The 26,444-nt window shown below is 72.9% G+C and carries 27 protein-coding genes, 1 tRNA gene and 1 pseudogene; 12 read left to right on the top strand and 17 right to left on the bottom strand.

The features are described from left to right. The first annotated feature begins 8 nt into the window (after positions 1–8). Positions 9–1,211, top strand: coding sequence for a DUF1501 domain-containing protein (locus MKK70_RS04080; RefSeq protein ID WP_147843549.1), 1,203 nt, complete (start codon positions 9–11; stop codon positions 1,209–1,211). Here MKK70_RS04080 and MKK70_RS04085 read toward each other — a convergent pair. The 5 genes from MKK70_RS04085 to MKK70_RS04105 all read right to left on the bottom strand — a co-directional run bounded on the left by MKK70_RS04085 (position 1,139) and on the right by MKK70_RS04105 (position 7,286). Beyond that, entirely contained in the window at positions 1,139–2,449 is a 1,311-nt protein-coding gene (locus tag MKK70_RS04085) for an allantoate amidohydrolase (protein WP_243945936.1), read from the bottom strand. The two genes, MKK70_RS04080 and MKK70_RS04085, sit on opposite strands and share 73 nt — an antisense overlap. Before the next feature lie 3 nt (positions 2,450–2,452). Next, positions 2,453–3,712 carry a Zn-dependent hydrolase gene (locus MKK70_RS04090; protein WP_147843547.1) on the bottom strand — a complete coding sequence of 420 codons (1,260 nt, stop codon included), beginning with the start codon at positions 3,710–3,712 and terminating at the stop codon, positions 2,453–2,455. A gap of 138 nt (positions 3,713–3,850) precedes the next feature. Beyond that, positions 3,851–4,312, bottom strand: a complete 462-nt coding sequence (locus MKK70_RS04095; RefSeq protein WP_147859830.1) for a tellurite resistance TerB family protein — start codon at positions 4,310–4,312, stop codon at positions 3,851–3,853. A gap of 217 nt (positions 4,313–4,529) precedes the next feature. Then, positions 4,530–5,672, bottom strand: coding sequence for a carboxylate-amine ligase (locus MKK70_RS04100; RefSeq protein ID WP_243938399.1), 1,143 nt, complete (start codon positions 5,670–5,672; stop codon positions 4,530–4,532). A gap of 54 nt (positions 5,673–5,726) precedes the next feature. Continuing rightward, positions 5,727–7,286 carry a CYTH and CHAD domain-containing protein gene (locus MKK70_RS04105; RefSeq protein WP_243945938.1) on the bottom strand — a complete coding sequence of 520 codons (1,560 nt, stop codon included), beginning with the start codon at positions 7,284–7,286 and terminating at the stop codon, positions 5,727–5,729. A 424-nt stretch (positions 7,287–7,710) separates the two neighbouring features. Between MKK70_RS04105 and MKK70_RS04110 the strand changes: the two genes are divergently transcribed. After that, positions 7,711–9,600: a SelB C-terminal domain-containing protein gene (locus MKK70_RS04110; RefSeq protein WP_243945940.1), complete on the top strand. Its 1,890-nt coding sequence runs from the start codon at positions 7,711–7,713 to the stop codon at positions 9,598–9,600. A 21-nt stretch (positions 9,601–9,621) separates the two neighbouring features. Here MKK70_RS04110 and MKK70_RS04115 read toward each other — a convergent pair whose 3' ends face one another. The 8 genes from MKK70_RS04115 to MKK70_RS04150 form a co-directional block, all read right to left on the bottom strand. Continuing rightward, the gene (locus tag MKK70_RS04115; RefSeq protein WP_243945942.1) at positions 9,622–10,920 is read right to left on the bottom strand and encodes an MSMEG_0569 family flavin-dependent oxidoreductase; all 1,299 of its coding nucleotides are present in this window, start codon (positions 10,918–10,920) and stop codon (positions 9,622–9,624) included. A 72-nt stretch (positions 10,921–10,992) separates the two neighbouring features. Then, positions 10,993–11,271, bottom strand: coding sequence for an MSMEG_0570 family nitrogen starvation response protein (locus MKK70_RS04120; protein WP_243945943.1), 279 nt, complete (start codon positions 11,269–11,271; stop codon positions 10,993–10,995). After that, the gene (locus MKK70_RS04125; protein ID WP_243945945.1) at positions 11,264–12,442 is read right to left on the bottom strand and encodes an MSMEG_0565 family glycosyltransferase; all 1,179 of its coding nucleotides are present in this window, start codon (positions 12,440–12,442) and stop codon (positions 11,264–11,266) included. Before MKK70_RS04125 ends, MKK70_RS04120 begins: the two co-directional genes overlap by 8 nt. Positions 12,443–12,446: 4 nt before the next feature. Continuing rightward, positions 12,447–13,445 carry a sll0787 family AIR synthase-like protein gene (locus tag MKK70_RS04130; RefSeq protein WP_243938511.1) on the bottom strand — a complete coding sequence of 333 codons (999 nt, stop codon included), beginning with the start codon at positions 13,443–13,445 and terminating at the stop codon, positions 12,447–12,449. Next, positions 13,442–13,999 carry an MSMEG_0567/Sll0786 family nitrogen starvation N-acetyltransferase gene (locus MKK70_RS04135; protein ID WP_243945947.1) on the bottom strand — a complete coding sequence of 186 codons (558 nt, stop codon included), beginning with the start codon at positions 13,997–13,999 and terminating at the stop codon, positions 13,442–13,444. The genes MKK70_RS04130 and MKK70_RS04135 overlap by 4 nt, the downstream gene beginning before the upstream one ends. Before the next feature lies 1 nt (position 14,000). Beyond that, on the bottom strand, positions 14,001–15,155 hold the full coding sequence (locus tag MKK70_RS04140; protein WP_243938531.1) for an MSMEG_0568 family radical SAM protein: 1,155 nt from the start codon (positions 15,153–15,155) through the stop codon (positions 14,001–14,003). Continuing rightward, the gene (locus MKK70_RS04145) at positions 15,040–16,146 is read right to left on the bottom strand and encodes a Nit6803 family nitrilase (protein WP_243938515.1); all 1,107 of its coding nucleotides are present in this window, start codon (positions 16,144–16,146) and stop codon (positions 15,040–15,042) included. The genes MKK70_RS04140 and MKK70_RS04145 overlap by 116 nt, the downstream gene beginning before the upstream one ends. A gap of 41 nt (positions 16,147–16,187) precedes the next feature. After that, on the bottom strand, positions 16,188–16,670 hold the full coding sequence (locus tag MKK70_RS04150; RefSeq protein ID WP_147729031.1) for an MSMEG_0572/Sll0783 family nitrogen starvation response protein: 483 nt from the start codon (positions 16,668–16,670) through the stop codon (positions 16,188–16,190). 367 nt (positions 16,671–17,037) lie between these two features. On the opposite strand from MKK70_RS04150, the gene MKK70_RS04155 reads away from it, so the two are divergent. From MKK70_RS04155 to MKK70_RS04165, 3 genes are all read left to right on the top strand, one after another. Beyond that, on the top strand, positions 17,038–18,489 hold the full coding sequence (locus MKK70_RS04155; RefSeq protein ID WP_243945948.1) for a PLP-dependent aminotransferase family protein: 1,452 nt from the start codon (positions 17,038–17,040) through the stop codon (positions 18,487–18,489). 142 nt (positions 18,490–18,631) lie between these two features. Beyond that, positions 18,632–19,087, top strand: a complete 456-nt coding sequence (locus MKK70_RS04160; protein WP_147729670.1) for an anaerobic typically selenocysteine-containing protein — start codon at positions 18,632–18,634, stop codon at positions 19,085–19,087. A gap of 175 nt (positions 19,088–19,262) precedes the next feature. Then, positions 19,263–20,087: an SGNH/GDSL hydrolase family protein gene (locus MKK70_RS04165; RefSeq protein ID WP_409567239.1), complete on the top strand. Its 825-nt coding sequence runs from the start codon at positions 19,263–19,265 to the stop codon at positions 20,085–20,087. Between the two features lie 8 nt (positions 20,088–20,095). On the opposite strand, the gene MKK70_RS04170 is transcribed toward MKK70_RS04165, so the two are convergent. Continuing rightward, positions 20,096–20,446: a DUF2171 domain-containing protein gene (locus tag MKK70_RS04170; protein ID WP_147843660.1), complete on the bottom strand. Its 351-nt coding sequence runs from the start codon at positions 20,444–20,446 to the stop codon at positions 20,096–20,098. 259 nt (positions 20,447–20,705) lie between these two features. On the opposite strand from MKK70_RS04170, the gene rocF reads away from it, so the two are divergent. The 3 genes from rocF to MKK70_RS04185 all read left to right on the top strand — a co-directional run bounded on the left by rocF (position 20,706) and on the right by MKK70_RS04185 (position 22,795). Next, positions 20,706–21,653 carry an arginase gene (rocF, locus tag MKK70_RS04175; protein WP_243945950.1) on the top strand — a complete coding sequence of 316 codons (948 nt, stop codon included), beginning with the start codon at positions 20,706–20,708 and terminating at the stop codon, positions 21,651–21,653. Next, positions 21,650–22,534 (top strand): urease accessory protein UreD, encoded by an 885-nt coding sequence (locus MKK70_RS04180; RefSeq protein WP_243945952.1) that lies wholly within the window; start codon positions 21,650–21,652, stop codon positions 22,532–22,534. Before rocF ends, MKK70_RS04180 begins: the two co-directional genes overlap by 4 nt. Positions 22,535–22,721: 187 nt before the next feature. Continuing rightward, positions 22,722–22,795, top strand: a tRNA-Cys gene (locus MKK70_RS04185). A 23-nt stretch (positions 22,796–22,818) separates the two neighbouring features. Here MKK70_RS04185 and MKK70_RS04190 read toward each other — a convergent pair. Both MKK70_RS04190 and MKK70_RS04195 read right to left on the bottom strand, forming a co-directional pair. Then, positions 22,819–23,901, bottom strand: a complete 1,083-nt coding sequence (locus MKK70_RS04190; RefSeq protein ID WP_243945953.1) for a tyrosine-type recombinase/integrase — start codon at positions 23,899–23,901, stop codon at positions 22,819–22,821. Continuing rightward, the gene (locus MKK70_RS04195; RefSeq protein WP_243945954.1) at positions 23,898–24,176 is read right to left on the bottom strand and encodes a helix-turn-helix transcriptional regulator; all 279 of its coding nucleotides are present in this window, start codon (positions 24,174–24,176) and stop codon (positions 23,898–23,900) included. Before MKK70_RS04195 ends, MKK70_RS04190 begins: the two co-directional genes overlap by 4 nt. Before the next feature lie 220 nt (positions 24,177–24,396). Here MKK70_RS04195 and MKK70_RS04200 point away from each other — a divergent pair, with 220 nt between their 5' ends. From MKK70_RS04200 to MKK70_RS04215, 4 genes are all read left to right on the top strand, one after another. Further along, complete coding sequence (locus tag MKK70_RS04200) at positions 24,397–24,654, top strand: multiprotein-bridging factor 1 family protein (protein WP_147843666.1); 258 nt, start codon at positions 24,397–24,399, stop codon at positions 24,652–24,654. 201 nt (positions 24,655–24,855) lie between these two features. Further along, positions 24,856–25,251: an integron gene (locus tag MKK70_RS04205; RefSeq protein WP_243945955.1), complete on the top strand. Its 396-nt coding sequence runs from the start codon at positions 24,856–24,858 to the stop codon at positions 25,249–25,251. Between the two features lie 82 nt (positions 25,252–25,333). Next, positions 25,334–25,804, top strand: a complete 471-nt coding sequence (locus MKK70_RS04210) for a DUF3597 domain-containing protein (protein WP_243945956.1) — start codon at positions 25,334–25,336, stop codon at positions 25,802–25,804. Between the two features lie 217 nt (positions 25,805–26,021). Next, positions 26,022–26,246, top strand: coding sequence for a hypothetical protein (locus MKK70_RS04215; protein WP_243945957.1), 225 nt, complete (start codon positions 26,022–26,024; stop codon positions 26,244–26,246). A 65-nt stretch (positions 26,247–26,311) separates the two neighbouring features. Here MKK70_RS04215 and MKK70_RS04220 read toward each other — a convergent pair. Then, positions 26,312–26,444: pseudogene (locus MKK70_RS04220) on the bottom strand (IS5/IS1182 family transposase); the annotation flags it as partial.

Raw genomic sequence — 26,444 nt, forward strand, 5'->3', positions numbered from 1 at the left:
GGCCGCCCATGGACCCGCGCGACCCGCACCGCCGCGCGCTGATCCGAGCCTCCCTCGCGCTCGGCCTGTCCACCGTCGCCGGCCGGGTCTGGGCCGCGCCGAAGGCGGATGCGCGCCTGCTCGTGGTGTTCCTGCGCGGCGCCTACGACGCGGCCAACGTCGTGATCCCGACGGGCAGCGACTTCTACTACCGCGCCCGGCCGACCCTCGCGGTCGCCCGGCCGGATGCGGCCGACCCGGCGGCGGCGCTGGCGCTCGACGCCGACTGGAGCCTCCACCCGAGCTTGCGCGACACGATCCTGCCGCTCTACGCCCGGGGGCAGGCCGCCTTCGTGCCGTTCGCCGGCACCGACGACCTCACGCGCAGCCATTTCGAGACCCAGGACACGATCGAGCTCGGGCAGACGGTCGGCGCCTCCCGCGACTACAATTCGGGCTTCATGGCCCGGCTCGCCGCGGAGCTGACGCGGACGCGCCCGATCGCCTTCACCGAGCAGATCCCGCTGATCTTCCGCGGCACCGAGACGGTGCCCAACATCGCGATCAACGAGGTCGCCAAGCCCGGGATCGACGCGCGCCAGGCTGGGCTGATCACGGCGATGTACCGCGACACCCCGCTGGCCGCTTCGGTGGCCGAGGGGTTCCGCGTGCGCGACGCGGTCTACCAGTCGGTCTCGGAGCATCAGGCCGAGGCCGACCGCGGCGCCGTCTCGCCGAAGGGCTTCGCGCGCTCGGCCCGGCGCATCGGCCGGCTGATGCGCGAGTCGTTCAACCTCGGCTTCGTCGACGTCGGCGGCTGGGACACGCACGTGAACCAGGGCGCCGCCACCGGCTACCTCGCCGACCGGATCGGCGAGCTCGGCCGCGGGCTGGCCGGCTTCGTCGAGGAGGTCGGCCCCGCCTGGAACGACACGGTGGTGGTCGTGCTCTCCGAGTTCGGCCGCACCTTCCGCGAGAACGGCAACCGCGGCACCGATCACGGGCACGGCAGCGTCTACTGGGTGCTGGGCGGTGCCGTGCGCGGCGGCCGCATCGCCGGGCCGCAGGTGCGGGCCGACGAGGCGCACCTGTTCCAGAACCGCGACCATCCCGTGCTCACCGACTACCGCAGCCTGCTCGCCGGGCTGCTGCGACGCCTCTACGGGCTCGATCCGGCGAGCCTCCGGCGGGTCTTCGCGGATGCGGCGCCGGCCGACCTCGGGCTGGTCTGATCGGCCGACCGCTCCCGTGCCGCGAGGAACCCGCGCACCGTCCCGAGCAGCACCCGGGTCCCGGCCTCGATGTCGGGCAGGCTGGCGAACTCGGCCGGGTTGTGGCTGATGCCGCCGCGGCAGCGCACGAACACCATGGCGATCGGCGCGATCGCCGCCACCGCCATGCCGTCGTGGCCGGCCCCGCTCGGCAGCGCCAGGACGGGATGGCCCTCGGCGACGATCGCCGCCTCGACCAGGGCCGTCATCCCCGGGTCGCAGGGGACGGCTTCCGCCTCGTGCAGGAGGGCGATGCCGAAGCCGAGCCGGCGCCGGAGCGCGATGCGCTTGCAGGCGAGGTCGATGTCGGCGAGCGCGGCGTGCCGCTGCGCGTCGTCGGGCGCCCGCAGGTCCAAGCTGAACTTGGCCTGGCCCGGGATGGTGTTGACCGCCCCCGGCAGCGCCTGGATGCGCCCGACCGTGCCGACGAGGTGCTCCTCGCCGCGGCAGCGCGCCTCGATCGCCAGGATGCATTCGGCGGCGCCCGCGAGCGCGTCGCGGCGCTCGGTCATCGCGACGGTGCCGGCGTGCCCCGCCTCCCCCGACAGCGTGATCTCCAGGCGGCTCGCCCCGCTGATCGCGGTGACGAGGCCGACCGGTAGGCCCTCGCGCTCCAGCATCGGCCCCTGCTCGATGTGGAGCTCGACGTAGCCGAGGATCTGATCCGGCGTGCGGGCGGCGGTCGGGACGGCCTTCGGGTCGAGGCCGTATTCGCGCATCGCGGCGGCCAGCGTCGTGCCGGCGGCATCGAGAGTGCGCAGCGCCGCCGGGTCGAGATGGCCGGCGAACGCCCGGCTGCCGGTCAGCGTCGCGGCGAAGCGCACGCCCTCCTCGTCGGCGAAGCCCACCACCTCGATCGCGACCGGCGGCGGTCCTTGGCGCAGCACGGCCTCGACGCAGCTGATGCCGGCGACGACGCCGAGCGGCCCGTCGTAGCAGCCGGCGTTGCGCACGGTGTCGAGGTGCGAGCCGATCACCAGGGCCGGCCCGCCGGGCTCGTGGCCCTCGACGCGGCCGATCAGGTTGCCGACGGCGTCGCGGCGCACCTGCAACCCGGCCTCGCCCATCCAGCCGGCGACCAGGGCCTCGGCCCGCGCCTGCTCGGGGGTGAGGTAGAGGCGGGTGATCGCGCCGGGCTCGGCGCTGATCTGGGCCAGCGCGTCGAGCCGCTGCTGGATGCGGGGGGCGAAGGCGTCCACGGATCAGGCCTTCGGCGCGTTGGCGAGCGTCAGCACCGTCTGCAGCAGCACGTCGGCGCCGGCGGCGCAGTCGGACGGGGTCGCCGATTCCGACTCGTTGTGGCTGACGCCGTCCTTGCACGGCACGAAGATCATCGCGGTCGGGACGCGGGCCGCGAGGTTGCAGGCGTCGTGCCCGGCGCCCGAGACCATGCGGCGGCGGCTCAGGCCCAGCCCCTCGGCGGCGGCATCGACCGCCGCGATCACGCCCGCGTCGAACGGCACCGGCTCCTTGCGCCAGATCCGCGCGAGGTCGATGGCGAGCTTGCGCCGGTCCGCGATCGCGGGAAGGCTCGCGCGCAGCTCCGCCTCGATCGCGTCGAGGACCTCCGGCTTCGGGTCGCGCACGTCGAGGGTGAAGCGCACCAGCCCCGGCACCACGTTGCGGGAGGGCGCGCCGATCACGGCCTCGCCGATGGTGGCGACGGCGGTGGGCGCGTGCGCCAGCGCGATCCGCTCGACCGCGAGCGCGACCTCCGCGAGCCCGAGCAGCGCGTCGCGGCGGCGCGGCATCGGCGTGGTGCCGGCATGCGCCTCGAAGCCGGTGATCGTGCCGTCGAACCAGGCGATGCCCTGCCCGCCCTCGACCACGCCGATGGTCCGGCCCTCGGCTTCCAGGATCGGGCCCTGCTCGATGTGCAGCTCGACGAAGGCGCCGATCTTCCGGTCGCCCACGGTGTCGGTCCCGCGGTAGCCGATCGCGTCGAGCGCCGCGCCGACGCTGATGCCGGCCGCGTCGGTCTTCTCCAGGATCTCGTCGGTGGTGAAATCGCCGGCATAAGCCGCCGACGCCATCATCGCGGGGGCGAAGCGCGAGCCCTCCTCGTTGGTCCAGTTGACCAGCAGAAGCGGCGCCTCGGTCTCGATGCCGGCGTCGTTCAGGGCGCGCATCGCCTCCAGCCCGGCCAGCACCCCGAGGATGCCGTCGAACTTGCCGCCGGTCGGCTGGGTGTCGAGGTGCGAGCCGAAGGCCACCGGCGGGCGCGCCGCGTCGCGCCCGGGCCGCAGGGCGTACTGGGTGCCGAGGGCGTCGACCCGCACCTCGAGCCCCGCCGCCGTGCAGGCGTCCCGGAACCAGTCGCGGACCGCGCCGTCCTCGGGCGACAGGGTGAGGCGGTTCAGGCCGCCGGCCGGCGTCGCACCGAACCGCGCCGTCTCCTGGATCGTCTCCCACAGGCGCGAGCCGTCGATGCGCAGGTTGTGGGTCTTTGCCGTGCCGGCCATCCTGGCCTCCGTCGTGGCGTGTGTGTCTCGTGTCACGATGCCGACGTGACGGCCCGGCGGCCGGCAAGGATCGTGCCCGGCCAGGTTCCGCAGGCCCGCCCAGCCCCCCGCAGGCGCGTCAGGCCCCGCAGGCGCGGCTCACGGCGCCGGGCGGCGCACCGGCGAGGCGCCGAGCAGCGCGTTCCCGTCGACGCCGAGCGCGGCGGCGATCTCGGCCAGCGCCACCGCCTCGATGCCGCTGATCCCGTCCTGGTCGGCGACGTCGGCCGCGATCAGGAAGACGTTCTCGCGCTGCGCCTGCGGCCGGTCGGCGAGCGCGGCGGCGTGGCGCAGGTTCTCGGCCCGGCCCGCCCGCGTCCGGGCGCGGGCGATCCCGTCGTAGAGCTCGGCCTCCAGCATCAGGGTGTCGTAGCCCTTCTCGAGGATCGGGTTGGCCCTGAGGCCGGCCAGCGCCGTCTCGAACTCGGTGCCGGCCACCTCCCCGTCGGCGACGATGACGTTGGCGGCGGCCGAGACCGCCGCCAGCATCAGCGCCTTGTCGCCGGCATAGGCGGTCACCGCCTGGGTCAGGCGGCCGAAGATGTCTTTCAGGATGCTCATGGGAACCGGGTCGTTGAGGGGCGCCGATGCGTCGGGGGAGATAACAGAACCCAGGCGGTCCGTGTTGCGCCGATGCCCCCGCGGCGAACGGACATGCTTGGGAAATACGCGGGCGCGATGATGGCCCGTCGTCCGGCCTCTCGGTCCGGATGCCGGCCGACCGTCGGGCCGGGCGTGCCTACCCCCAACGGGCGCGCCCGGCCCGCATGGTCCGGCCTCATCGGGGCTTCGGCGACGCGGTCTCGTCGGCCAGGGCGTCGACCACCGCTCCGAGGCTCGCGCGGTCCGACGATCCGGCCGCGCGCGCCGCCGCGTACGCGGCGAGCTGCCGGTCGGCCCCCGTGCCGTGCCGGACGATGGTGCGGGCGCGCTCGCAGGCGGCCCGGCAATCGAGGGCGTCGGCATCCTCCGCGAGGCGCGCGAGCAGCCCCTCGACGATCTCGGCCATCGGCACCGCCCGCTCCCGCGTGGCGTCGATCAGCTCGGCCCGCACCCCGTCGCGCTCGGCCCGCCACAGGTTCTCCATCGCGAAGCCGCGCGCCGCCCCGGTGAGGCCGGCATTCACGCCGGGATCGCGGTCGAGCAGGCGCACGAGGCAGCGGAACAGGGCGGCGATGCAGAGCCCGTCCTCGACCTCGGAGCAGCTGTCGGCGATGCGCAGTTCCAGCGTCGGGTACTTCACCGACGCGCGCAGGTGCCACCACAGGAAGCTCGCATCCGCGATCGCGCCCGAGGCGGTCATCACCCGGACGTAGCGGTCGTAGTCGGCGGCGTCCGCGAACAGCTCCGGCAGGCCGGTGCGCGGCAGCTCGGCATAGGCCCTGAGCCGGTAGCCGGCGAGCCCGGTCCGCTGCCCCTCCCAGAACGGCGAGGAGACCGAGAGCGCGAGCAGGATCGGCAGGAACGGCATCAGCCGGTTCTGCAGGTCGAGGCGCGCGTCGGGACGCGGCACCTCGACGTGGACGTGGAGCCCGCAGACCACCGAACGCCGCCCGACGATCTGCAGGTCGTCGATGATCCCGCGGTAGCGCTCGGCCGGCGTCGTCGATTGCCGCCGCCACGTCGCGGCCGGGTGGGTGCCAGCGGCGAAGACGCGCAACCCGTGCTCCCGCCCGATCGTCGCGAGGTCGGCCCGCATCGCGATCAGGCGCGCGCGCGTCTCCGCGATGCTGTCGGAGGGCGGGGTGCAGGTCTCGACCTGGCTCTCCAGCATCTCCCGCTCGGCCGATTCCATCCGCGCCTGGACGGCGGCATGGAAGGCCCTCACCCGGCCGCGAGACGTCTTGCGGGGGGTGTTGCGGGTCTCGGCGTCGGCGAGGAAGAACTCCTCCTCCATGCCGAACCTGTAGACGTGAGCCATGCCGCCTCCCCCCGCGCCGTCCGCGAGGGGTCTACGCGCCGACGGGCGCCCGGTTCAGCGCCAGAACGGCTTGAGGTCGGCCAGCGTGCCGTGGGCCTCGGCCGCGCCCGCGAGCAGCTCGTCCGCCTTCGCCTCCGAATCGGCGGTGGCGAGGCCCGCCGCGAACAGCGCCTGGCCGTCGAGCGCGTCCGAGGCGGGCCCGGACGCATCGGCGAGTCCGGCCATCACAGCATGCGCGGTGGCGAGGTCGTTGAGGCCGCCGAGGTGGTCCTGCAGGTCGGAGAGGGCGGCGGCGAACGCCTTGTGGCGCCGGCGCGCCTTCCGGCCGCCATAGAGGCCGGCGAAGAACTCGGCGCCGTAGCGCAGCTTCTTGCCGGCGATGCGGACGCGATGACGCGCCTCGGGATCGAGCCGCTCGATGTGGCGGCCGCGCTTGGCGATCCGCCGGCGCAGGCGCTCCAGCACCTCCGTGGCGAGGTCGCGGGCGGGCGCGTCGCGGAGCTTGCCCACGCCCTCCCGCCACGGGCCGGCCTCGATCCAGGCCAGGAGGTCGAGGAGCAGGCTGCGCCATTCGGGCGAGGTCAGGATCGCGCCGACGGCGTCGTGCGCCCGGTCGCGCTCGGTCTCCAGGCGCTCGCGCAGGCCGGCGAGCCCCGGCTCGTCCGGGCGCCGGGCGATCTCGTCGGGCAGGGTGGTCTCGAGGAAGACGTCGAGGTTGCGCGCCCGGCCGAACGGCTCGGTGACGCGCTTGATCTCGTCGCCGAGCGTGGCCGCCCGGGCGTCGCCCGCCAGCATCGGCCTGAACAGCCACAGCGCGGTGCGCAGCCGCCGCAGCGCCACCCGCATCTGGTGCAGCGCCTCCGGGTCGCGGGCGTGGCCCCAGACGTCCTCGTTGAGGCGCAGGTGCCGCAGGCACCCGAGCGCGATGTGGCGGAAGGCCTCGCCGCCGGTCGCGTCCTTCGGCAACGGCGCCATGTCGGACTTGCTCGGCCGCGCGGCCTTGCCGTCGCGCAGCGCGAACCCGCGGGCGCTCTTCGACAGCACGCCGATCCGCAGCGGCACCGTCTCGGCGAGCGCCTGGGCCAGCGCGAACAGGTCGGCCGGATCGCCGGATTCGAGCTCCAGCTCGAGCTCGCACAGCGGGGCATCGCCCCGGTCGGTCTCGACCCGGCCCTCGTCGAGGGTCGCCGCGATCCGCGAGGCGCCGTAGGTCACGGGCCGGACCGAGCGCATCACCACGGTGCGGAACTGGGCCGCCAGGTCCGGCGCCTCGGCCTTCGCGAGGAGATCGGCCACCGGCGTGTCGGCGAAGGCCGCCGGCTCCGGCGCCTCGCCGGCGACCGGGCTCTCCCATTCCGCCCGGTCGAACAGCCCGGCCGCGCCGGAGCCCGCCTTGACGGTCTGCACGAAGGCCTCGCCCGTCCGGCGCACCCGCAAGGTCAGGTCGGCCTCGCGGAGCGCGCCGTCGGCGGTGTCGAAATAGGTCGCCGCGAGGAGCTTCGGCTCGGATGCGGCCCCGTCGGCCTGCCCCTGCAGCAGCGGATGGGCACCGAGTGCGGCGAGGTCTGGGCCCGTGCATTCCAGCTTCAGCTCGATCTCCCGCGGCGTGTCCATGAAGCGTTCGTCCGTCCGTTCCGGGCCGCAGCCCCTGTCACCGCGAGAACGCATCGGAGCCACCTCCGATCCGTCCGGATCGCCCGCCATGTAGCACGCGCAGGGCGGCGGTGGCGCCCTCGGCCGCATCCGCAAAGTTTGCCCTTTGCGCGACCGACGCTTCGTGCAAAAGCTTGGCGCAAGAGCGTGTTGTGCACAATCGACCCGACCGTCTCGCGGGTCCCGCCGCATCCGGGCGGGGCCTCGGCTCGATGCCGAGCCGGCGGTCGCGTCGCGGATTGGGCTGCGCATCGTCCTCGTTCACGGGAACGGTGCGCGTGTTCGGTGCGTCTCCCGGCCATGCCCCCGAACGACCGCCATCCGGGGCGGGCGCGCGGCGGCGACGGTTCGGAGGCACGCCCGGTCGGGACGGTGACGATAAGCGATGAAGACACTCCTCGTCGGCGTGATCGGACATGTCGATCACGGCAAGACCGCGCTGGTGCGGGCGCTCACCGGCATCGAGACCGACCGGCTGAAGGAAGAGAAGGCCCGCGGCGTCTCGATCGTGCCGGGCTTCGCCCTCCTCGCGCCCGAGGGACGCGACGGGGAGATCGACCTCGTCGACCTGCCCGGCCACGAGCGCTTCGTCCGCGCGATGATCTCGGGCGCCACCGGCATGGGGGCGGTGCTGCTGGCGGTCGACGCCAACGAGGGCATCAAGCCCCAGACGATCGAGCACCTGGAGATCGCCCGGCTGATCGGCGTCCGCCGCGGCGTCGTTGCGCTCACGAAATCCGACCTCGTCGCGCCCGACGCCCTCGCCGAGCGGGCGGCCGAGGTCGCGGCGGTGGCCGCGCGGGCGGGCCTCGAGGCGCCTGCCGTCGTCGCGACCTCGACGCTGACCGGCGCCGGCCTTCCCGCCCTGTCCGAGGCGCTGGCGGCCCTCCTCGACGCGAGCCCGCCGCGGGCCGACGACGGCTTCCCCTACCTGCCGGTCGACCGGGTGTTCTCGCGGGCCGGCTTCGGCACGGTGGTCACCGGCACGCTCCGGCGCGGGCGCCTTTCCGTCGGCGACGCGGTCGCGATCGTGCCGGGCGGGCCGACGGCGACGGTGCGCGGGCTGCAGATCCACGGCCGCGCCGTCGCGACGGCCGAGCCCGGCCGCCGGACGGCGGTGGCCCTGCGCGGCGTCGGCCTGTCCGACCTGAGCCGGGGGCAGGCGCTCGCGCCGCCGGACCTCCTGGTGCCGTCGCGCTGGCTCGACGTGTCGCTCACCGCGAGCCCGGGCGGCGATCCGCTCCCCGGCGGCACGGCCCTGCGCCTGCTGTTCGGCACCAGCGAGGTCGCGGCCCGCCTGCGCCTCCTCGATCGCGACGCGCTGGAGTCCGGCGCGACGGCGCCGGCGCAGCTCCATCTCGACGCGGCGGTCACCGTGCCGGCGCGCGAGCCGTTCATCCTGCGCCGCGACTCGCCGGCGATCACTGTGGCCGGCGGCCGGGTGCTCGATCCCGACAGCCGCCGCCGCAAGCGTCACGACCCGCGCGTGCTCGCCGACCTCGCCGGGCTCGCCGGCGGCGGGCCGGCCGAGGCGCTGGCGATCCGCCTCGCGCAGGCCGGCGCGGCCGGCGCCGGCCTGCGCGACCTCGCCCGCGTCAGCGGCACGGCGCCGGACCGGGTGCGGGCGCTGCTGCCGGCGCTCGGCGCCCGCGAGGTCGGCGAGCGCATCCTCGGCGGCCCGGCCTTCGCGAGCCTTCGCGACGCGATCCTGGCGGTGCTCGCCGGCCACCATCGCGACCAGCCGATGGAGCACGGGCTGCCGGCCGAGCGCATCGTCAAGGCGCTCGGCCTCGCCGAGCCGGTCGCCGCCGCGGCCCTGCGCGACCTCGTCGCCACCGGCGACGTCGCGCAAGGCGGCGCCCTCTTCCGCCGCGCGGCGTTCAACCCGGCCCGCAACGAGAGCGAGGTCGCCCGGCGCCTGGAAGCCGTGTTCCGCCAGGCCGGGCTCAACCCGCCCGACGAGGCGGAGGCGATCGGGCGCGACGTGCGCCGCCGCGAGGCGCTGACCTACCTCGTCGGCGCCGGCACGGTGATCCGCGCCGTCGACCGGGTGCAGCGCCGCGCCGTGCTGTTCCACAAGGCGGCGGTGGAGGAGGCCCGGGCCAAGCTCCGCACCGCCTTCCCCGGGGCGACCCAGCCCGAATCCGGCTTCCTCGCCCGCGAGGCGGGGGCGGCCTTGGGCATCTCGCGGAAATTCTCGATCCCGCTGCTCGAGCACCTCGACGCCACCGGCTTCACCCGCCGGGCCGGCGACCGGCGGGTGATCGTCGGGTAGGCCTTCGCGGAGGCCGCCGTCTCAGCTGGCGATCGGAAGCGGCTGCGCGGCGGCGGCTCCGGCGATCGCGTCGGCGAGGTAGGCGGTGTCCTGCGCGATGCCGGAGAAGCGCCCCGAGCCCCAGGTCCAGAGCCAGGGCATGCCGACGACGTAGAGCCCGTCCTGGGCGGTGACGCCGCGGCGGTGCACCGGCAGGCCGCGGCCGTCGAGGATGTCGGCCTCGACGAAGCCGAAATCGGCACGGAACCCCGTCGCCCAGATCACGCTGCGGATTCCGGCCGTCGCGAGGTCGAGCACGGGCTCGAACGGGCCGGGCTGCCAGACGGGGGCGTAGTGCGCCTCCTCCGGGGCCGCGATGCCGGCTGCCGCGATGTGCCGGTCGATGGCGGCCTGGATGCCGACATGGACCGCGTCCGCCCCGTCGAGGTTCTTCGCAAGATCGTCGGCGAAGGCGAGGCGGGGGCCGTCGATGCCCGTCAGCCGCCCGTGCAGGCGCATGCCTTCCCGGGCGAAGCGGCGCAGGTCGATGTCGCGCCCGCCGTCGCGGCCGGTGAGGTAGTGGTTGGCCTTGCGCCGGACCTCGTCCTTCAGCGGATGCTTCTCGACCGTGAGGTCGTACTGGCCCATCTCGGCGAGCCAGTCGACGGCGTCGCGCCCGCGGTAGACCCGCGGGCAGCGCGGCGCCGAACCGGTGACGAGATGCACCGTCCGGCCGGCCAGGTGCAGGTCCTCCGCGATCTGGCAGCCGGACTGGCCGGAGCCGACGACGAGCACGGCCCCGTCCGGCATCTGCGCCGGGTTGCGGTAGGCCGAGGAATGGACCTGCCGCACCTCCGCCGGCAGGCCCGCGGCCATCGCCGGGATCGCCGGCAGGTGGTAGCCGCTGATCGCCAGCACCACCGCGTCGGCGGTGTGGACCCCCTCCCCCGTGGCGACGGCGAATCCCCCCTCGGGCCGCGGGCGGATCGCCGCGACGCCGACGCCCTCGCGCAGGGGCGCCGCGATGTGGCGGGCATAGGCCTCGATGTAGCCGACGATCTCCTCCCGCCGCATGAAGCCGTGCGGGTCCCGGCCGTCATGGGACGGCCCGTCGTAGGGGAAGTCCGGCAACCGGCACTGCCAGTTCGGGGTGACGAGGCAGAAGCTGTCCCAGCGCTGGGTCCGCCAAGTGTGCGCGATGCGGTTCTTCTCGAAGACCACGTGGCGGATGTCGCGGTTGGCGAGCTGCCGGCTCATCGCGAGCCCGGCCTGGCCGCCGCCGACGACGATCACGGGCCAGTGCGCGGGCGAATGGGTGTCCGGCTCGGGCTGGCGGCTCATGGCGCGTCTCCTGGTCTCTGGCGAAGGCCCGCCCGCGTGCGGGCGGAGCGAACGGTCATTCCTCGCGAACGGTCATTCCTCGAAGGCCTCGACGTGGACGGCGCCCGGCGCCTGCCGGCGCGCGCCCTCCTCGATCCGGGCGAGCTGCGCGAGCGCCCGGCCGCAGGGGAAGCCGTAGCGCTCGCGCACCCGTTCGCTCGCGATCCCGAGCGCGGTGCGGCTCAGCGCGACGAACTCAGCCAGCGGATAGTCCTGGCCGACCGCGAGGTGGTCCTTGATCACCAGGGAGGGCGAGTAGCAGGCCTCGCGGGCGCCGTCGGGCCAGCGGATGTGGAAGCGCATCTCAGGCATGGGACGTCTCCAAGCGCCGGCGCGCGCAGGCGGCGTAGGCCGGCAGGTGCCGCTCGGCGCAGAGCCGCCAGGGATGGGTCTTGGCGATCGCGAGCCCGGCCGGGATCAGGCGCGCCCGGACCTCCGGGTCGAGGGCGGCCTTCATCGCGCGGGTGATCGAGGCGGCGTCGTCGGGATCGACGAACAGGGCGTCGCGGGGCCCGAGATACTCGGTGAACGGCGCGCAGTCGGAGACGATCGCCGGGGTGCCGCTCGCCATCGCCTCGAGCACGCAGAGGCCGAACCCCTCGCTCAGCGACGGGAACACCAGGGCGTCGGCGCGGCGGTAGAGGGCCGGCATGACGGCCTGCGCCACCGGCCCGGTCTCGACCACCGCCTGCCCGGGCCCGACGGCGAGACCCGCCCGCGCCAGCGCGTCCCGGCAGCGGGCCCGGTAATCCGCGTGGTCAAGGAGCGAGGCGCCGCCCGCCACCACGAGCTGCGCCTCCGGGTGCGAGGCCCGGAACGCGGCGAACGCCGCGACGATGCCCAGCGTGTTCTTGCGCGCCTCGAAGCCGCCGACGGCGAGCAGCACCGGGCCGGTCCCGAGGCCGAAGCGCGCCGCGACCGCCGCGTCGTCGTCGGCCGGCTCGGGTGCGTAGGCGTCGGTGTCGATCCCGTTGCCGACGATCGTCGCCTCGGCCCCGTAATCGCTCGCGAGCACGCCCTTCCAGCCGGCGCTGACGCAGAGCAGCGCCTGCGCGTCCAGGATCGCCCGGTCCTGCCACTGTGCGAGCTGCGGATCGCTGAACGCGTCGACGTGGTGGACGGTGCGGACGAAGCCCGGGATCAGGCGGCGGCGGGCCAGGGTCGCGAGCGCGTTGCCGCCGATGCCGCAATGGGCGTGGAACAGGTCGAAGTCGCAGGCCGCCGGCGTCGCGAAATGGCGGAGGTAGTCGGCGATCCGCGCCCGGACGAGCTCGACCGTCGTCCCGGCCGCGGGCTTGGCCGCGACCGAGACGGTGGGGCAGCGCGCGGGGCGGAAGAAGCCGCCGCCGGTGGGGTCGGGGGCGTGCACGCTGGCCTCGTGCCCGAGCCCGCACAGCGCTTCCGCCAGCGCCAGGGCATGCACCACGCCGCCGCGCGGGTTGGTCGAATGCGTCAGGATCGCGATGCGCAGCTGCCGCGGCATGGGTTCACGCTCCCTCGCCGCGGGTCGCGCCGCAGCCGATCAGCGGCGAGCTGCCGAAATCCCACACCACCGCCTCCTCCGTCCCGCGCGCCACCCGCGCGACCCGGCTCGCGTCGAGGCTGCCGATCGCGGCGGCCGCGATCCCGCGTTCGGTGAAGCGCCCGACGACCGCGGGCGCCTCGGCGGGGGCGGCCGCGACGAGGTAGCCGAAGCTCGGAAAGGCGGTGAGCCAGCGCTCCAGCGCGACGCCGTCGGGGATCGGGAGCCGGTCGAGGTCGATCCGGCCGCCGACGCCGGAGCATTCCATCAGCATCAGCGCGGTGCCGACGAGCCCGGCCATGCTGATGTCCTTGGCGGCCCGCGCCAGGCCGTCGGCCGCGAGCCCCGCCAGGATCGCGACGTCGCCGCGCAGGCGCTCCGGCGGCGCGCCGGTCGCGGCGTCCCAGTACGGATGGGGCTCGCGGAAGCGCCCGCGCAGGTCGATGCCGGCGATCAGCACGTCCCCCGGGGCGGCGTCGAAGCTGGTGAGCAGGCGCCGGCCGGCCCGGCCGAGGATCGCCACCGCGAGGTGCTCGGCGCCGTTGCGGGTGTTGGTGTGGCCGCCGACCACCGGCACGCCGTAGGCCTCGGCGCCGGCCCGCAGGCCCGCGAGCACCGGGTCGGCGTGGTCCTGGTCGCGGCTCCACAGGGCGTCGACCACCGCGACCGGCGTCCCGCCCATCGCCGCGATGTCGCTGACGTTGACCATCACGCCGCAGAATCCGGCGAAGTACGGGTCGGCGGCGACGAACCCGTCGAGGAAGCCCTCGATCGCCAGCAGGAGGTGCCCGTCGCCGTCGGGGATCGCGGCGCAGTCGTCCCCGGCCGGGACCGCGAGGCCGCGCGCGCCGAGCCGGCCGATCCCGAGCCTCCCGACGACCGCGTCGATGTCGCGCTTGTGCGCCAGCCCGCGGCTTTCGCGGACGGCGCGGGCGATGGCGTCGAGGCTGGGGGGCGCCGTCACGCGGCCGTCGCCGGCCGCCCGCGCGGCAGGGTGACGAGCCCGTGCTCGGGATCGTGCATCGGCGGGTAGTGGGCGAGGTCGGCCCGCATCAGCCGGTGCGGCCGGCCGTGCAGGTCGACCGCGCCGAGGTCGTCCCAGTGCAGGCCGGCGAACAGGGCGGCGTTGCCGGCCTGGACGTGGGCGAGGAAGCGCGTGCAGCCGCGCGCATGGGCCGAGGACACCGCGACCCGAATCAGCCCGGCGCCGAGCGCCCCGACCCGGCGATGCCCGCGCTCGACGGCGAGCCGCGAGCCCCACCACTCGCCGGGCGTCTCCGGCGCCGCATGGATGCGGACGGTGCCGACGACCGCGTCCGGGTCGCCGCCGAGCGTCGACAGGGCGCAGATCGGGATCGCGTGCGCATCGAGCGCATCCGCGTCGCTTTCCGCGAAGAGGCCCTGCTCGGCGCAGAACACCGCGCGGCGCAGGCGCGCGCAGGCGCGCCGCTCCCAGGGGGCAGTGGCGAACTTCACCCGGAACAGGCTCGCGCGATACGGGGCGACCGGCTCGAACATCTCAAGGCCTCCGCTCGTAGGCGGAGAGCGCCGAGCAGGCGCCGCAGCGGCCGCAGCCGGCCTTGATGTCGGCCGAGCGGAGGTCGGCCCGCGCCAGCATCCCGGCCAGCGGCTTCAGGATCGCGTGCATGAAGTCGGGGGACGGGGCCGGGTGGCTTTCCAGCGGCGTGCCCGAGATCGGCACGAACGGCACCACGAACGGGTAGACCCCCAGCGCGACGAGCCGCTCGGCCATCCCGAGGATCGCCTCGGGCGCGTCGCCGAGGCCCGCGAGGATGTAGGTCGAGACCTGGCCCCGCCCGAACACCGGCACCGCGGCGGCGAAGGCCTCGAGATAGCGCTCCAGCGGGACGCTCGCCTTGCCGGGCATGATCCGGCTGCGGACCTCCGGCGTCACCGCCTCGAGGTGCATGCCCAGCGCGTCGATGCCCGAGGCCCGCATGCGGGAGAACCAGCGGTCGTCGTCGGGCGGCTCGCACTGCGCCTGGATCGGCAGGTCCACCGCGGCCTTCACCGCGAAGGCGCTCTCGCACAGGACCGCCGCGCCGCGGTCGGTGGCGTTCGGCGTGCCGGTGGTCATCACCATGTGCTTGACGCCGTCGAGCAGCACCGCGGCGCGGGCCACCTCGGCGAGCTGCTGCGGGCTCTTGTGCGCGACCGTGCGGCCGGCCGCCAGCGACTGGCCGATCGCGCAGAACTGGCAGGTCCTCGTGCGGCTCTGGTAGCGGATGCAGGTCTGCAGCACGGTGGTCGCGAGGACGTCGCGCCCGTGCAGCACCGCGATCTTGGAATACGGCACCCCGTCGAAGGTCTGGAGCGCGTAGAAGCGCGGCTTGTCCGGGAAGGTCACCCGCCCGACCACCGCGCCGTCGTGCTCGATCAGGCTGAACCCGTCCGGCCCCGGGCGCTGCACGAGGAAGGGCGATTCGAAGGCGGTGGCGGTGTGGACCGGCACCATCACCGTGCGGCCCGAGATCGTCATCGCCTTGTGGTCGGAGGGGCCGGCCCCGCCGCGCCGGCTCTGGACGCCGGGGCGGCTGTCAGCCAGCCGGACTCCGTAGGATTGCAGCGCGTTGATCAGCCGCTCGGTCGGAAGGCCGGGCGCCGCCGGGCCCGGAGCCGGGGAGGCCGGCGACGGGGCGGTCGAACCGGTCAGGAGCGGGCTGTCCATGGTCTGAACTCCGGGTCGTCGCGGGAAGGCGGTTCGTCGCGGGAGGCGTCGTCGTCACGGGAAGCGCCGGGCGCGCGTCGTGGTTGAGGCTGAGCAGCTCGGGCCGGGCGTAATGGCCGACCGAGTCCATCATCCGCTTGCGCTTGGTCACGAGCGCGAGGTCCATGTCGGCGATCACGAGCCCCTCGCCCGCGCGCAGGGGCTCGGCGAGCAGCCGCCCTTCCGGCGAGACGATCGCCGTGAAGCAGCCGCCGCGCATCGCGCCCCGCAAGCCCTCCTCCGGGCAGGCCTTGGCGATCTGGTCCTCGGAGAGCCATCCGGTGGCGTTGACCACGAAGCAGGCGGCTTCGAGCGCGTGGTGGCGGATGGTCACCTCCATCTGGTCGGCGAAGACCTGGCCGACCAGCGAGCCCGGGAACTGGGCCGCGTGGATCTCCTCGTGCTGGGCCATCAGGCAGTAGCGGGCGAGCGGGTTGTAGTGCTCCCAGCAGGCGAGCGCGCCGACGCGGCCGACGGCGGTGTCGACCACGGCGAGACCCGCCCCGTCGCCCTGCCCCCAGATCATGCGCTCGTGGTAGGTCGGCGTGATCTTGCGGCGCTTGAGCGCCAGGCTGCCGTCGGCGTCGAAGATCAACTGCGCATTGTAGAGCGTGCCGTGGTCGCGCTCGTTGACGCCGAGCACGATCACCATGCCGTGGCGGCGGGCGGCGGCCGAGACCGCCTCGGTGACGGGGCCGGGCACCACGACCGCGTGCGCGTAGAGCCGCAGGTGCTCCGCCCCCTGCATCGCCGGCGGGCTGACGAAGGAGAAGTACGGGTAGTACGGCACGAAGGTCTCGGGGAAGACGACGAAGCGCGCCCCCTTCCCCGCCGCGTCCGCGACCGCGTTCAGCACGCGCTCCAGGGTGTTCTCGGGCCGGTCCAGGTCCGGCGCGATCTGGACCGCGGCGGCCCGGACGATGCGCGGCTCCGCCATTGTCGCTTCCTCGCTCGTGATGGGTGCCGGCGGCCGGCCGCTCAGACGGTCCAGGTGTCGATGATCACGGCGTTGTCGCGCTTGTGCAGCAGCACGATGTCGAGGACGTCGGTCGGCGCGATCGGGCGGATGCCCTCGATCAGCGAGGGCTCGCCGTGGCCGTAGAGCGCCTGGAGCGCGAAGCGGCAGGCATAGACCTTGCCGCCCTCGGCGATGAACTTCGCGATCTGGTTGTTCATGTTGAGGTGGCCCGGGAACGCCTCGTCGCCGAGCGTCGGGAAGCCGCGCTGGATGCCCAGCGTCACGCCGGGGCCGTAGAGCAGCACCGAGGTGTCGAAGCCCTTGCGCTGGAGGCGCGTGGCCTGGAGCAGGTTCACGAAGCCGATCGAGCCCTCGAACGCGACGGTGTGGAAGGTCACCAGGGCCTTCTGCCCCGGCTCGGCCTTCACGTCCTCGAAGACCTTCTCCTCGTAATCGACGAAGTAATCGCCCTTCTTGTGCTTGTCGGTGCTGACGGCAGGCATCGGCCGCACTCCCTCTTGTGCATCGCGACCTGCGGCGGATCGAATGATCCCGGCCGCAGGTTCAATCGAGGATGGCAATCCCCGTGCCAGCGGGACGCCGACGACGCGCCGTTTCGGCGCCCGGTGCGGGATGCGGTCAATCATGCGGTCAATGGTCGATGCGGCGCGATCGACGTCTGTTTGGAAACGGCGCCGAACGACGCGGCATCTGCCGATAAAATGGGCGCCATTATTGTGAATTCTCTGTCGAGTACTTGACCGGATTGACCGTATCGCTCGCGCGGTTCGCAGCGCTCGGGCGTGCGGCACGCCGATTGCTCCCGATCAATCGACGATTGACTGCATCCTGACCGGTCGGGAGGCGAACATGAGCCGCGCGACGCCGAAATCACGCGTCTCCGGGGCGCCCGCTCCGGGATCGCGCCTGGAAGACGGCTGGTGCCCCGACCTGCGGCGCTTCGGCAAGCCGCACTACCTCGCCATCGTCGAGGCGATCGCTGAGGACGTCCGCACGGGAAAGCTCGCGGTCGCCGAGCGCCTGCCGCCGCAGCGGGTGCTCGCGGCCCGCCTCGCCCTGAACTTTACCACGGTGGCCCGCGGCTACGTGGAGGCGCAAGGCCGCGGCCTCGTCGAGTCGCGGGTCGGCCAGGGCACCTTCGTGTGCGATCCGGCGCGCAGCCTCCAGGCGCCCCGCCCGGCCCTGCCGCGCCGCCGCGGCGCGGTCGACTTCTCGATGAACCTGCCGCCCGAGCCCGACGACCCGCGGCTGCAGGCGCGGATGCGGGCCGGCGTCGCGGCGATCGCCGACGACCTGCCCAACCTCCTGCGCTACCAGGGCTTCGGCGGCACCGACGCCGACAAGGAGGCCGGCGGGCTCTGGCTCGCGCGGCGCGGGGTCGTCGCCGGCCACGACCGGCTCCTGCTCTGCCCCGGCGCGCACAGCGCCCTCGACGCGATCCTCGGCTCGGTGGCGCAGGCCGGCGACGTGCTCTGCACCGAGGCGCTGACCTATGCCGGCATCCGCTCGCTCGCGGCCCATCGCGGCCTGCGGCTCGTCGGCCTGCCGACGGACGCGGACGGGCTGGAGCCCGACGCCTTCGCGGCCGCCTGCACCCGGCTCGCGCCCAAGGCGCTCTACCTCAACCCGACGCTGCAGAACCCGACCACCCAGACGATCGGACGGGGCCGGCGCGAGGCGATCCTCGCGGTGGCGCGCCGCTACGACGTGGCGATCGTCGAGGACGACGCCTACGGCTTCGTCTGCCCGGACCCGCCCCCGAGCTTCCAGCAGCTGGCACCCGAGATCACCTACTACGTCGCCGGCCTCGCCAAGTGCCTCGGGGCCGGGCTGCGCCTCGCCTACTGCGTCGCGCCGAGCGCCCGCGCGGCGCTGCCGCTGGCCTCGACCCTGCGCGCGGCGACCGTGATGGCCTCGCCGCTCACCACGGCGCTCGCCACGCGCTGGATCCTCGACGGCACCGGCGAGGCGGTGCTCGGCTTCGTCCGCACCGAGTCGCAGGCGCGCCAGGCCATCGCCGCCCGCCTGCTGCCGGGGGAGCTGGTCCGCTCCGATCCGAACGGCTTCCATCTCTGGATGCGGCTGCCCGAGGGCTGGACCCGCTCGGCCTTCGCCAGCCAGGGCCGCGCCGCCGGGCTCGGCGTCGTCGCGAGCGACGCCTTCTGCGCCGCGGGCCCCGCCCCCGAGGCGGTGCGGATCTGCCTCGGCGGCGTCGGCGCCCGCGCCGAGGTCGCCCAGGCGCTCGAGGTGCTGGCTCACGCGCTCGGGCGCGCGCCGACGCTCGCCTCCGCCTACATCTGAGCGCCTGCCCGACCCCGTCGCGAGCCGCCGGTGCGGCGTCGCGTGCCGGAACTCGCCGGCGCCTGCTGCCATTCCGCTCCTATCCCGAGGCCGCGCGACCCCGCGCGATGCCCTTCGCTCACGCTTCTCCGGACGGACCTTCATGCAGCATCTTCGACGCGACCTCGCCGCGGCCGCCCTCCTCGTCCTCGGGACCGCCGCGGGCCATGCCCAGGGCAAGCCCCTGCCCGCGCCGTCGAGCGCCGTGATGCCGCCGGTCGAGCTGACGATCACCGCCGAGGGCGGCAAGCCGGTCTGCGCGCCGGCGGAGCTGCGCCTGCCCGCCAACACCGACGTCGCGCTGCACGTGGTCAGCCACGCCGACACGCCGGTGACGATCACAGCGGCGGGGCTGTTCGAGAACGGCCACGTGCTCCATGCCGACGGCGACCTCGTCCACGTGGCGAGCGAGAAGGGCTACCTGATCAAGCGGGACGGCCAGGGCACCCTGCGCGTGCGGACGCTCGAGGCCGGCGACCACGACTTCGCCTGCACCAGCACGGCCAACAAGAACGCGCCGTTCGTGGGCAAGCTCGTGCTCACGCCGCCGGCGAACTGATCGGCGAAGCCGACGAGCCGCGGCGCGGGCGTCCGAACAGGTATCACCGGAATTCAGCCTTAATTTTGCGTTACGAATTCAATCGGAATTCAACAGGTGTTGCAGACGGGACCTTTCGGTCGGCCCCGTAGGATCGTATTCGGATCCCGCAAGCCCGAACGCTCCGATGGTGCCCGTGCCGAACACCGCGTCCGCCCGCCGCGTCACGAAACCCCTGCGGGGACTGATTCGCGGCGTCGCCCTGCTCACCGGGTTGTTCGTCCTGCCGAGCGCGGTGCTCGCCTACGCCGACCTCCTCCCGGTCCCGTTCGATTTCGGCCTCGGCGATGCGGTCGCCGAGATCGACCTGCCGCACGTCGCCCGGCAGATCGCCATCGGCGCACCGCTGCGCATCGTCGCCTTCGGCTCGTCCTCGACCGAGGGCATCGGCGCCAGCACGCCGGCCAACGCCTATCCCGCCCGCCTGCAGGCGGATCTCCGCGCCGCCCTGCCGAGCGTCGCCGCGAGCATCACGGTGCTGAACCGCGGCATCGGCGGCGAGCACGTCGACGACATGCTGCGCCGGCTCGAGCGGGACGTGATCGCCGCCGAGCCGCAGCTCGTGATCTGGCAGACCGGCAGCAACGACCCGCTGCGCGGCGTCACCATCGAGCATTTCCGCGAGGCGACGGTCAGCGCCGTGCGCCGGATGCAGGAGGCCGGCATCGACGTCGTGCTGATGGAGCCGCAATGGTGCCCGAAGCTCGACGCCACCCCCGGCTCCGACCGCTTCCGCGACGCGGTGCGCGAGATCGGCGACGCGCTCGACGTGCCGGTGATCCGCCGCGCCGACCTGATGCGCGGCTGGATCCGCGACGGCAAGCTGACCCACAGCCAGCTCTTCTCCGCCGACGGCCTGCACATGGCCGACCGCGGCTACGCCATGCTCGCCAAGGCCGCCGCCGCCGCGATCATCGAGGATGCCGGCCGCGTCCAGGTCACCGAGGCGGTCGCCGAGTAGCGCCCGGCTCAGCGCTTCGGCCCGTCCGTCGGCTTGTCCGCCCGATCCCACTGCGCCTTCGCCTCGGCCGCCGGCTTCGTCAGCAGCACCTTGCCGTCCACCGTTCCGATCCACGCGATCGGCACGGCGTGATGGCGTCCGCCGGCATCCCGGTCGGTCTCGGCCAGGACGATGGTGCCGTTCTCGACCTTGTCGACGGTGCCGACATGCGCCCCGTCGGCGCCGACCACCTCCATGTGCTCGGCGATGCGGGCGGCGCCCGCCGCCGGCGTGGTCTGCGCCACGGCCGCGGGCGCGAGCAGGATCGCCGCGGCGGAGGCGAAAGCGCGGCACCCGACGGTCTGCAAACGGTTCGGCATGGGCGATCTCCCTCGCTGCGCCGCGGCCGGCGTCCCTCCCAACCGCCCGGGGCCCCGCCCGTTTCCCGCGCCGGGCCGGCCGCTGGCCCGCGGCTTGCGCATGCCCTATCGCGGCGTGAGCCTTCGCATGGCGGCCCTTCGTGTCGCCGGTCGTTCCCGGCCGAGGCCCGAGGCGGCGGCCCCGACACGGGCTCGTCGCGCAAGCGTGTCACGCCGCACGGCGCAGGAACCGGCACGGTTCCGTACGGACGAGGTGGGGATGGACGGCCCGGAACGTATCGCGATCCTCGGCGCGCCGACGGAGGTCGGCACCAGCGAGCCCGGCTCCGTGATGGGCCCGGCCGCCCTGCGCACCGCGGGCCTCGTCCGCACCCTGCGCGACCTCGGCCACGCGGTGGCCGACCATGGCGATGCGGTGCCCGACGGGCCGGCCGACGCGGTCGGCAGGCCCGCGGTCGCGGCCTGGACCCGGGTGCTCGCCCGCCAGGTCGAGGCCGCCCTCGACGCGGGCGACCTGCCCGTGGTCGTCGGCGGGGATCACAGCCTGTCGCTCGGGACCGTCGAGGGGGCGATGCGCCACTGCGCGCGGACCGGCCGGCCGCTCTTCGTGCTCTGGCTCGACGCGCATGCCGACTTCAACACCCCGGAGACCTCGCCTTCGGGGAACCTGCACGGCATGCCGCTGGCGGCGCTCTGCGGCGAGCCGGGCCTGTCCGACCTGTTCGCCGACCCCGACCGCCCGGCCCTCGACCCGACCCGCGTCCACCTGTTCGGCCTGCGCTCGATCGATGCCGGCGAGCGGGCCCTCGTGGCCGCGCGCAACGTCGAGGTCACCGACATGCGCCACATCGACGAGTTCGGCGTCGTGGCGCCGCTCCGGCGCAGCCTGGAGCGGGTCGCCGAGGCCTCGGGCCACCTCCATGTCAGCTTCGACATCGACTTCCTCGATCCCGGCCTCGCGCCGGCCGTCGGAACCACGGTGCCCGGCGGGGCGACGTTCCGCGAGGCGCACCTGATCATGGAGATGCTGCACGATTCCGGCCTCGTCGGCTCGCTCGACGTGGTCGAGCTCAACCCGTTCCTGGACGAGCGCGGCCGCAGCGCCCGCGTGCTGGTGGAGCTGGTCGCGAGCCTGTTCGGCCGCCGCATCCTCGACCGCCCGACCCCGCCGATCGCCGCCGTGCCTGCGCCCGCGACGCGCGGATGAGCGACCGGCTCGCCGTTTCGGACCGGACCGACGCCGTCTCGCCCGAGACCGCGCCGGCGCGCCAGCGCTCGGTCGGCCGGGTGATGCTGCGCGTCGCCGCCGACGGCGCCGGCACGGCGACGCGGATCGCGGACCTCGCCGAATCCGGTCCCTCGCGCCTGCGCTTCCCGCGCGCGCATGGGGGCGCCGCGGAGGCGATCCTGGTCAACACCGCCGGCGGGATCGCCTGCGGCGACGACTTCGCGGTCTCGCTCGCGCTCGAGGCCGGGGCCGGCCTCGTCCTCACCACGACCGCGGCGGAGAAGATCTACCGCTCGGACGGGCCGGTGAGCCAAATCGCGAACCGCATCGCCCTCGGCCCGGGGGCCCGGCTGGCCTGGCTGCCGCAGGAGACGATCGTGTTCGACCGCGCCCGCCTGCGGCGGCGCTTCGAGGCCGATCTCGCCCCCGATGCCGGGCTCCTGGTGTTCGAGGCCGTGGCCTTCGGCCGGGCCGCCCGCGGCGAGCGGGTGGAGGCGGGGCTGTTCGAGGACGTCTGGCGCATCCGGCGGGGCGGCCGCCTCGTCTACGCCGACAGCCTGCGCCTCGACGGGCCGATCGCCGCCCGCCTCGCGCGGCCCGCGATCGGCGGCGGCGCCAGGGCCTGCGCGACGGTGCTCGACCTCTCCCCCGGGGCGGAGGCGCGCCTGGACGAGGCCCGGGGCCTGCTGGCGGAATGCGGCGCGAACGCCGGCTCGGGGGTCGAGGCCGGCGCGAGCGCCTGGAACGGCCACCTCGCGATCCGCCTCCTCGCCACCGATCTCGGGCCGCTGCGCGCCGTCGCCGCCCGCCTGCTCGTCCGCTACCGCGGCGTGGCGCTCCCGCGGGTGTGGCAGGCCTGAGGGCTCGGCGGCTTTCGACGGCCGGCGGTCCTTCGAGAGCGCGAATGCCCGACGATCCTGCGGAGATACGGCCTCGCGCCCGTTGCTCAGCGCCCGCCTCGTCTGCTAGAGACCCCTCACCCCGCGCCGGCCGCCCGGCACGGGATCTTGCGGGCGCCCCGTTTCGACGGCCGCGCCGGAGCGACGAGGCCTCGTGGCGGAGTGGTTACGCAGAGGACTGCAAATCCTTGCACCCCGGTTCGATTCCGGGCGAGGCCTCCACTACATGCCGCTAGGCATTGATTTCATTTAGAAATTTCGTCTGATTTTCCAACCCTTTCGATGCGGGTTGGAACCGCACGTGCGCTGAGCTTCGTGTTTGCAGCCTGCGAAAGTCGGCGTTGGTTCGCCTGTTTCGTGTACCGCTCAACCTCCGCCAGGGACCGGTGACCCGTCACCGAGGCGATCTCATGGGCCGTACAACCGGCTTCAGCGAGCCGACGAGCTGCAGCCTTCCGGAGGCCGTGGGTGACGCAAACCTCTGGAAGGCCGGCCGCAGCGATTGCATCGGCCATCTTGTTGCCGAGCCCCTTGGCCGTGAACGGTTTGTCGTAGGCGGTCGTCAGGATCGCGAGGTGGGCGATCGGCCAGTGCGACAGCGCGACTAACAGGTCAGTGTGAAGGGTGAGCCATAGCTTGGTCCCGGTCTTCTCCTGGGTGACCGAGATTTCCTGCCCGGCCGCGTTCACGTCGCGCCACGACATCCGGGCGACGTCCGACACCCGCTGGCCGGTGTAGAGCAGGAGCGCAAAGGCTGTCCGCTGCTGGGATCCGAGCGGCCACCGCGCCTCGAAGCCGGCGATCTCTTCATCCGTCCAGGTATGGTGCTCACCCTCCTTCAGCTTCTTGATGTGCAAGGTCGGGTCGTCGCGGCGCCAGCCCAGGTCGATCGCGAACTTGATCAGGATGCGGAGCTTCTTCAGCGCGTCGTTCGCGGCCGAAGGGCGGTCGACACGCTTGGCGGTGATCCGCTTCACGTGTTCCCGGCGGAGATCCGCGACCCTGCGATGTCCCAGGGTCTCCAGGCGGATCAAGCGCTCCATCGCCAAACGATAGGCCCGCTTCGTCGGGGCCTTGAGCGCCTGGAAATCGACGCTCTCGAAATAGCTGGCGAGCAGCCGGTCGAAGGTCCCCGGCTCGCCTCGCTCCTTGCATGCGGCCGGAACAGCTTTGTCGGCCTCGGCGATACGATAGGCCTCCATGAAGGCCTCCGACCCCGGCGGACCGGGCAGTGGGGACCGCTTTCCGCCGGGGCGTCGGAAGTAGTACCGCACCGTGCCGTGACGATCCTTGAAGTGATCGATATAGGGCAGTTGGATCCGGCTCATTGCCAATCCGCAAAGGTATCGCCATCCGTCTCAGCGTTAGCGCTCTGTCGCTCGGGAAGCGCCTCGAAGAAAGCCTCAAGCTTCACCCGATCCCAGAGTACACGGGCGTTGATCTGCTTCGGCTGCGGCATCCGACCGTCTCGCACCATCTCATCGAAGAGGCTCGGCGAAACGCCGACATGGCGCGCGGACTCGATGCGGGACAAGCCGCGCGGCGCGAAGGCCGGCTGGTATCCGTTCTCAGGCAGTCGAGGTAGCTGCAGCGCCTTAGGCACTTCCTTAGCCTCTATATGATGTGACCAAAGCGGTGCAGTACGGCACTTACGTGGATCCTGAGTCCGGCAGCTTCGATCCATAGGTGAACTCGTAAACGGATAGCCGTGATGATCGACGTTGCGCGTGTGCACGGAAGTGGCTAAATGCACACCGATAGTGTGGTGTCGCTCAAAAGATGTCAACTTTGCTGCGCACGAAAAGTGCGACCTATTCACGTCTATGATTACTCCAGCGCAATGTCGCGCGGCGCGAGCCTTGCTCGATTGGAGTCGGGAGCAGCTAGCTACTGCTGCGCGGATTGGCCTGCGTACCCTCGTAGATTTTGAGCGCGGCGCCCGCGATCCTCATCACGCCACGCTCGATGCGATAGAGCGTGCTCTGAGAAAGGCTGGTGTGACCACCGACCTCACAGAGGGAAACGGTCTGGGCGTTCGGCTGATCGGAACAGATGCTGATACTCGGTTCAATGGCGGGTAGGACAATGTGTTGGTTGTGGCGTCGATTGCTCGATACGCCGACAAGCTGCCCGACATAGAGGACACACGACGACAGGCTGGTGTGGGCTAGTTCCCTATGCGGTGCCTGTGATGCTTCGTGCCGGGTCGTCGTGTGAGAGTCGGCGCAGTGTGGAACAGGAAGCGCCAGCGCCGGCTTATGGCCTGCTTTAAGGCTCATCTCATGCGCGCGCTTCTTCTCCTCGCTGCCCTGGCCCTTCCAGGCTTTGCGCGGGCCGAGGAGGCACCACTTGCCGTTCCGATCGTCATCCCAGGAGAGATCGGTAAGGACGCTTGTTCAACACAGGGGCGGCTGATGGGTCGGGCCGATCAGGACGATCAAACCATCGCTGTCCGAAACGGCCCCGGCGACAACGAGCCCTTCAAGGAGATCGACCGCCTCCGCGAGGCCGAACCCGTCTTGGTTTGCGAGCGTCTTGGAGGATGGTCCGGTATCGTCTACGGCTCCGATCTGCCTAGCTGTCGCACCACGGCCGTGCTCCCGGTAACCCGGGAATACGTCGGTCCCTGTCAGCGCGGATGGGTGCCGTCGCGCTTCATCAGCACTGATGCCCCTTAAAAATCGAGAGGAACGCTGGCGATCACCTCGCCGTTACCGAGCGCTTTGACCCCGCTCTTGGGTTCACGCGATGGAGGATGGAATGAGCATTTTCGGTTCGATCATGTCGAAGATTTTCGGTGGTAGCGCGAGTGCGCAAGCTGCAGCTCCCCATACGTCCGAAACTCCGAACGTTTCCGCTGCCTCGATGGGCGCGAGTGGCGCCGGCTCGTCTTCCAGCGGCGCCTCTGCACCTTCGATGGCAGGCGCGCCTTCACCTGTTGCCACGGGCTCGTCCAACACCACGCAATCGAACGTCGATGTCGGCCAGGTGCTGAGCGACATGGCGGCCAAAAAGGGCGAGAACCTCAACTACAAGCAGTCGATCGTGGACCTGATGAAGCTGCTCGACCTCGACAGCAGCCTGACCGCTCGCAAGCAGCTTGCCGACGAGTTGCACTACACTGGTGACAAGGATGACTCCGCCACGATGAACGTATGGCTGCACAAGCAGGTGGTCCAGAAACTCGCGGAGAACGGCGGCAAGGTGCCGGCCGATTTCCAGAACGCCTGATAGTCGGCCGTTGGCTTAGGCGTTCGGAACTGCCGCTGATCTGCCCTGTGCACGAGGTCACGCTGACGTTGGCGGGGACTATGCACCCAACGAGCCGATCGGGAAGTGGGAGGCGGCCCTGCAAAGGGGGGAAAGCAGGGCCGCCGCAGCCGATCGGGAGGACCTGCTGACTGCCGATGCAGCATAGATCAGAATGCACCAGATAGGTTGCCGAAGCATGAGCGACGATACGACCGCGCTCATCCTGGCGCTTGCGTCCGAGAACGCCGAGCTGCGCGCCGCGCTGACTGAAGCTCAGGAACTACTTGTTGAGACCGCTGTGGATGCCGGCGAGCTACACGCCCGCGTCGGGGAGTTGGAGGCTGAGGTAGCAGCGTTGCGAGCAGAGCGAGAGGCAACGGCCCGCAGCACCGATATGGGCCACTCGGCCGAGCTGAGATAGGCACACCGCTGCCCAACGAAGAAAGGCCACCCCCTAAGGGGCGGCCCGAAGTCTAGGTCGCGGACTCATAAAGTTCGCAGCCAGACCCGGACGGCAGCGAGTTTGACGCTGGCGAGGAAGTTGTCGGGATCCTTGTCGTAGCGGGTGGCGACGGCGCGGAAGTGCTTGATCTTGCTGAAGAAGCGCTCGACCAGGTTG

This window comes from Methylobacterium sp. E-041 (genome assembly GCF_022829665.1).
Taxonomy (GTDB): Bacteria; Pseudomonadota; Alphaproteobacteria; order Rhizobiales; family Beijerinckiaceae; genus Methylobacterium.

What these genes read in the sequence shown, in the direction of transcription:
- MKK70_RS04080 (WP_147843549.1), top strand. Translation starts at nt 9, where the DNA reads ATGGACCCGCGCGACCCGCACCGCCGCGCGCTGATCCGAGCCTCCCTC.
- MKK70_RS04090 (WP_147843547.1), bottom strand. Translation starts at nt 3,712, where the DNA reads ATGGCCGGCACGGCAAAGACCCACAACCTGCGCATCGACGGCTCGCGC.
- MKK70_RS04095 (WP_147859830.1), bottom strand. Translation starts at nt 4,312, where the DNA reads ATGAGCATCCTGAAAGACATCTTCGGCCGCCTGACCCAGGCGGTGACC.
- MKK70_RS04100 (WP_243938399.1), bottom strand. Translation starts at nt 5,672, where the DNA reads ATGGCTCACGTCTACAGGTTCGGCATGGAGGAGGAGTTCTTCCTCGCC.
- MKK70_RS04105 (WP_243945938.1), bottom strand. Translation starts at nt 7,286, where the DNA reads ATGGACACGCCGCGGGAGATCGAGCTGAAGCTGGAATGCACGGGCCCA.
- MKK70_RS04110 (WP_243945940.1), top strand. Translation starts at nt 7,711, where the DNA reads ATGAAGACACTCCTCGTCGGCGTGATCGGACATGTCGATCACGGCAAG.
- MKK70_RS04115 (WP_243945942.1), bottom strand. Translation starts at nt 10,920, where the DNA reads ATGAGCCGCCAGCCCGAGCCGGACACCCATTCGCCCGCGCACTGGCCC.
- MKK70_RS04120 (WP_243945943.1), bottom strand. Translation starts at nt 11,271, where the DNA reads ATGCCTGAGATGCGCTTCCACATCCGCTGGCCCGACGGCGCCCGCGAG.
- MKK70_RS04125 (WP_243945945.1), bottom strand. Translation starts at nt 12,442, where the DNA reads ATGCCGCGGCAGCTGCGCATCGCGATCCTGACGCATTCGACCAACCCG.
- MKK70_RS04135 (WP_243945947.1), bottom strand. Translation starts at nt 13,999, where the DNA reads ATGTTCGAGCCGGTCGCCCCGTATCGCGCGAGCCTGTTCCGGGTGAAG.
- MKK70_RS04145 (WP_243938515.1), bottom strand. Translation starts at nt 16,146, where the DNA reads ATGGCGGAGCCGCGCATCGTCCGGGCCGCCGCGGTCCAGATCGCGCCG.
- MKK70_RS04150 (WP_147729031.1), bottom strand. Translation starts at nt 16,670, where the DNA reads ATGCCTGCCGTCAGCACCGACAAGCACAAGAAGGGCGATTACTTCGTC.
- MKK70_RS04155 (WP_243945948.1), top strand. Translation starts at nt 17,038, where the DNA reads ATGAGCCGCGCGACGCCGAAATCACGCGTCTCCGGGGCGCCCGCTCCG.
- MKK70_RS04160 (WP_147729670.1), top strand. Translation starts at nt 18,632, where the DNA reads ATGCAGCATCTTCGACGCGACCTCGCCGCGGCCGCCCTCCTCGTCCTC.
- MKK70_RS04170 (WP_147843660.1), bottom strand. Translation starts at nt 20,446, where the DNA reads ATGCCGAACCGTTTGCAGACCGTCGGGTGCCGCGCTTTCGCCTCCGCC.
- rocF (WP_243945950.1), top strand. Translation starts at nt 20,706, where the DNA reads ATGGACGGCCCGGAACGTATCGCGATCCTCGGCGCGCCGACGGAGGTC.
- MKK70_RS04180 (WP_243945952.1), top strand. Translation starts at nt 21,650, where the DNA reads ATGAGCGACCGGCTCGCCGTTTCGGACCGGACCGACGCCGTCTCGCCC.
- MKK70_RS04190 (WP_243945953.1), bottom strand. Translation starts at nt 23,901, where the DNA reads ATGAGCCGGATCCAACTGCCCTATATCGATCACTTCAAGGATCGTCAC.
- MKK70_RS04200 (WP_147843666.1), top strand. Translation starts at nt 24,397, where the DNA reads ATGATTACTCCAGCGCAATGTCGCGCGGCGCGAGCCTTGCTCGATTGG.
- MKK70_RS04205 (WP_243945955.1), top strand. Translation starts at nt 24,856, where the DNA reads ATGCGCGCGCTTCTTCTCCTCGCTGCCCTGGCCCTTCCAGGCTTTGCG.
- MKK70_RS04210 (WP_243945956.1), top strand. Translation starts at nt 25,334, where the DNA reads ATGAGCATTTTCGGTTCGATCATGTCGAAGATTTTCGGTGGTAGCGCG.
- MKK70_RS04215 (WP_243945957.1), top strand. Translation starts at nt 26,022, where the DNA reads ATGAGCGACGATACGACCGCGCTCATCCTGGCGCTTGCGTCCGAGAAC.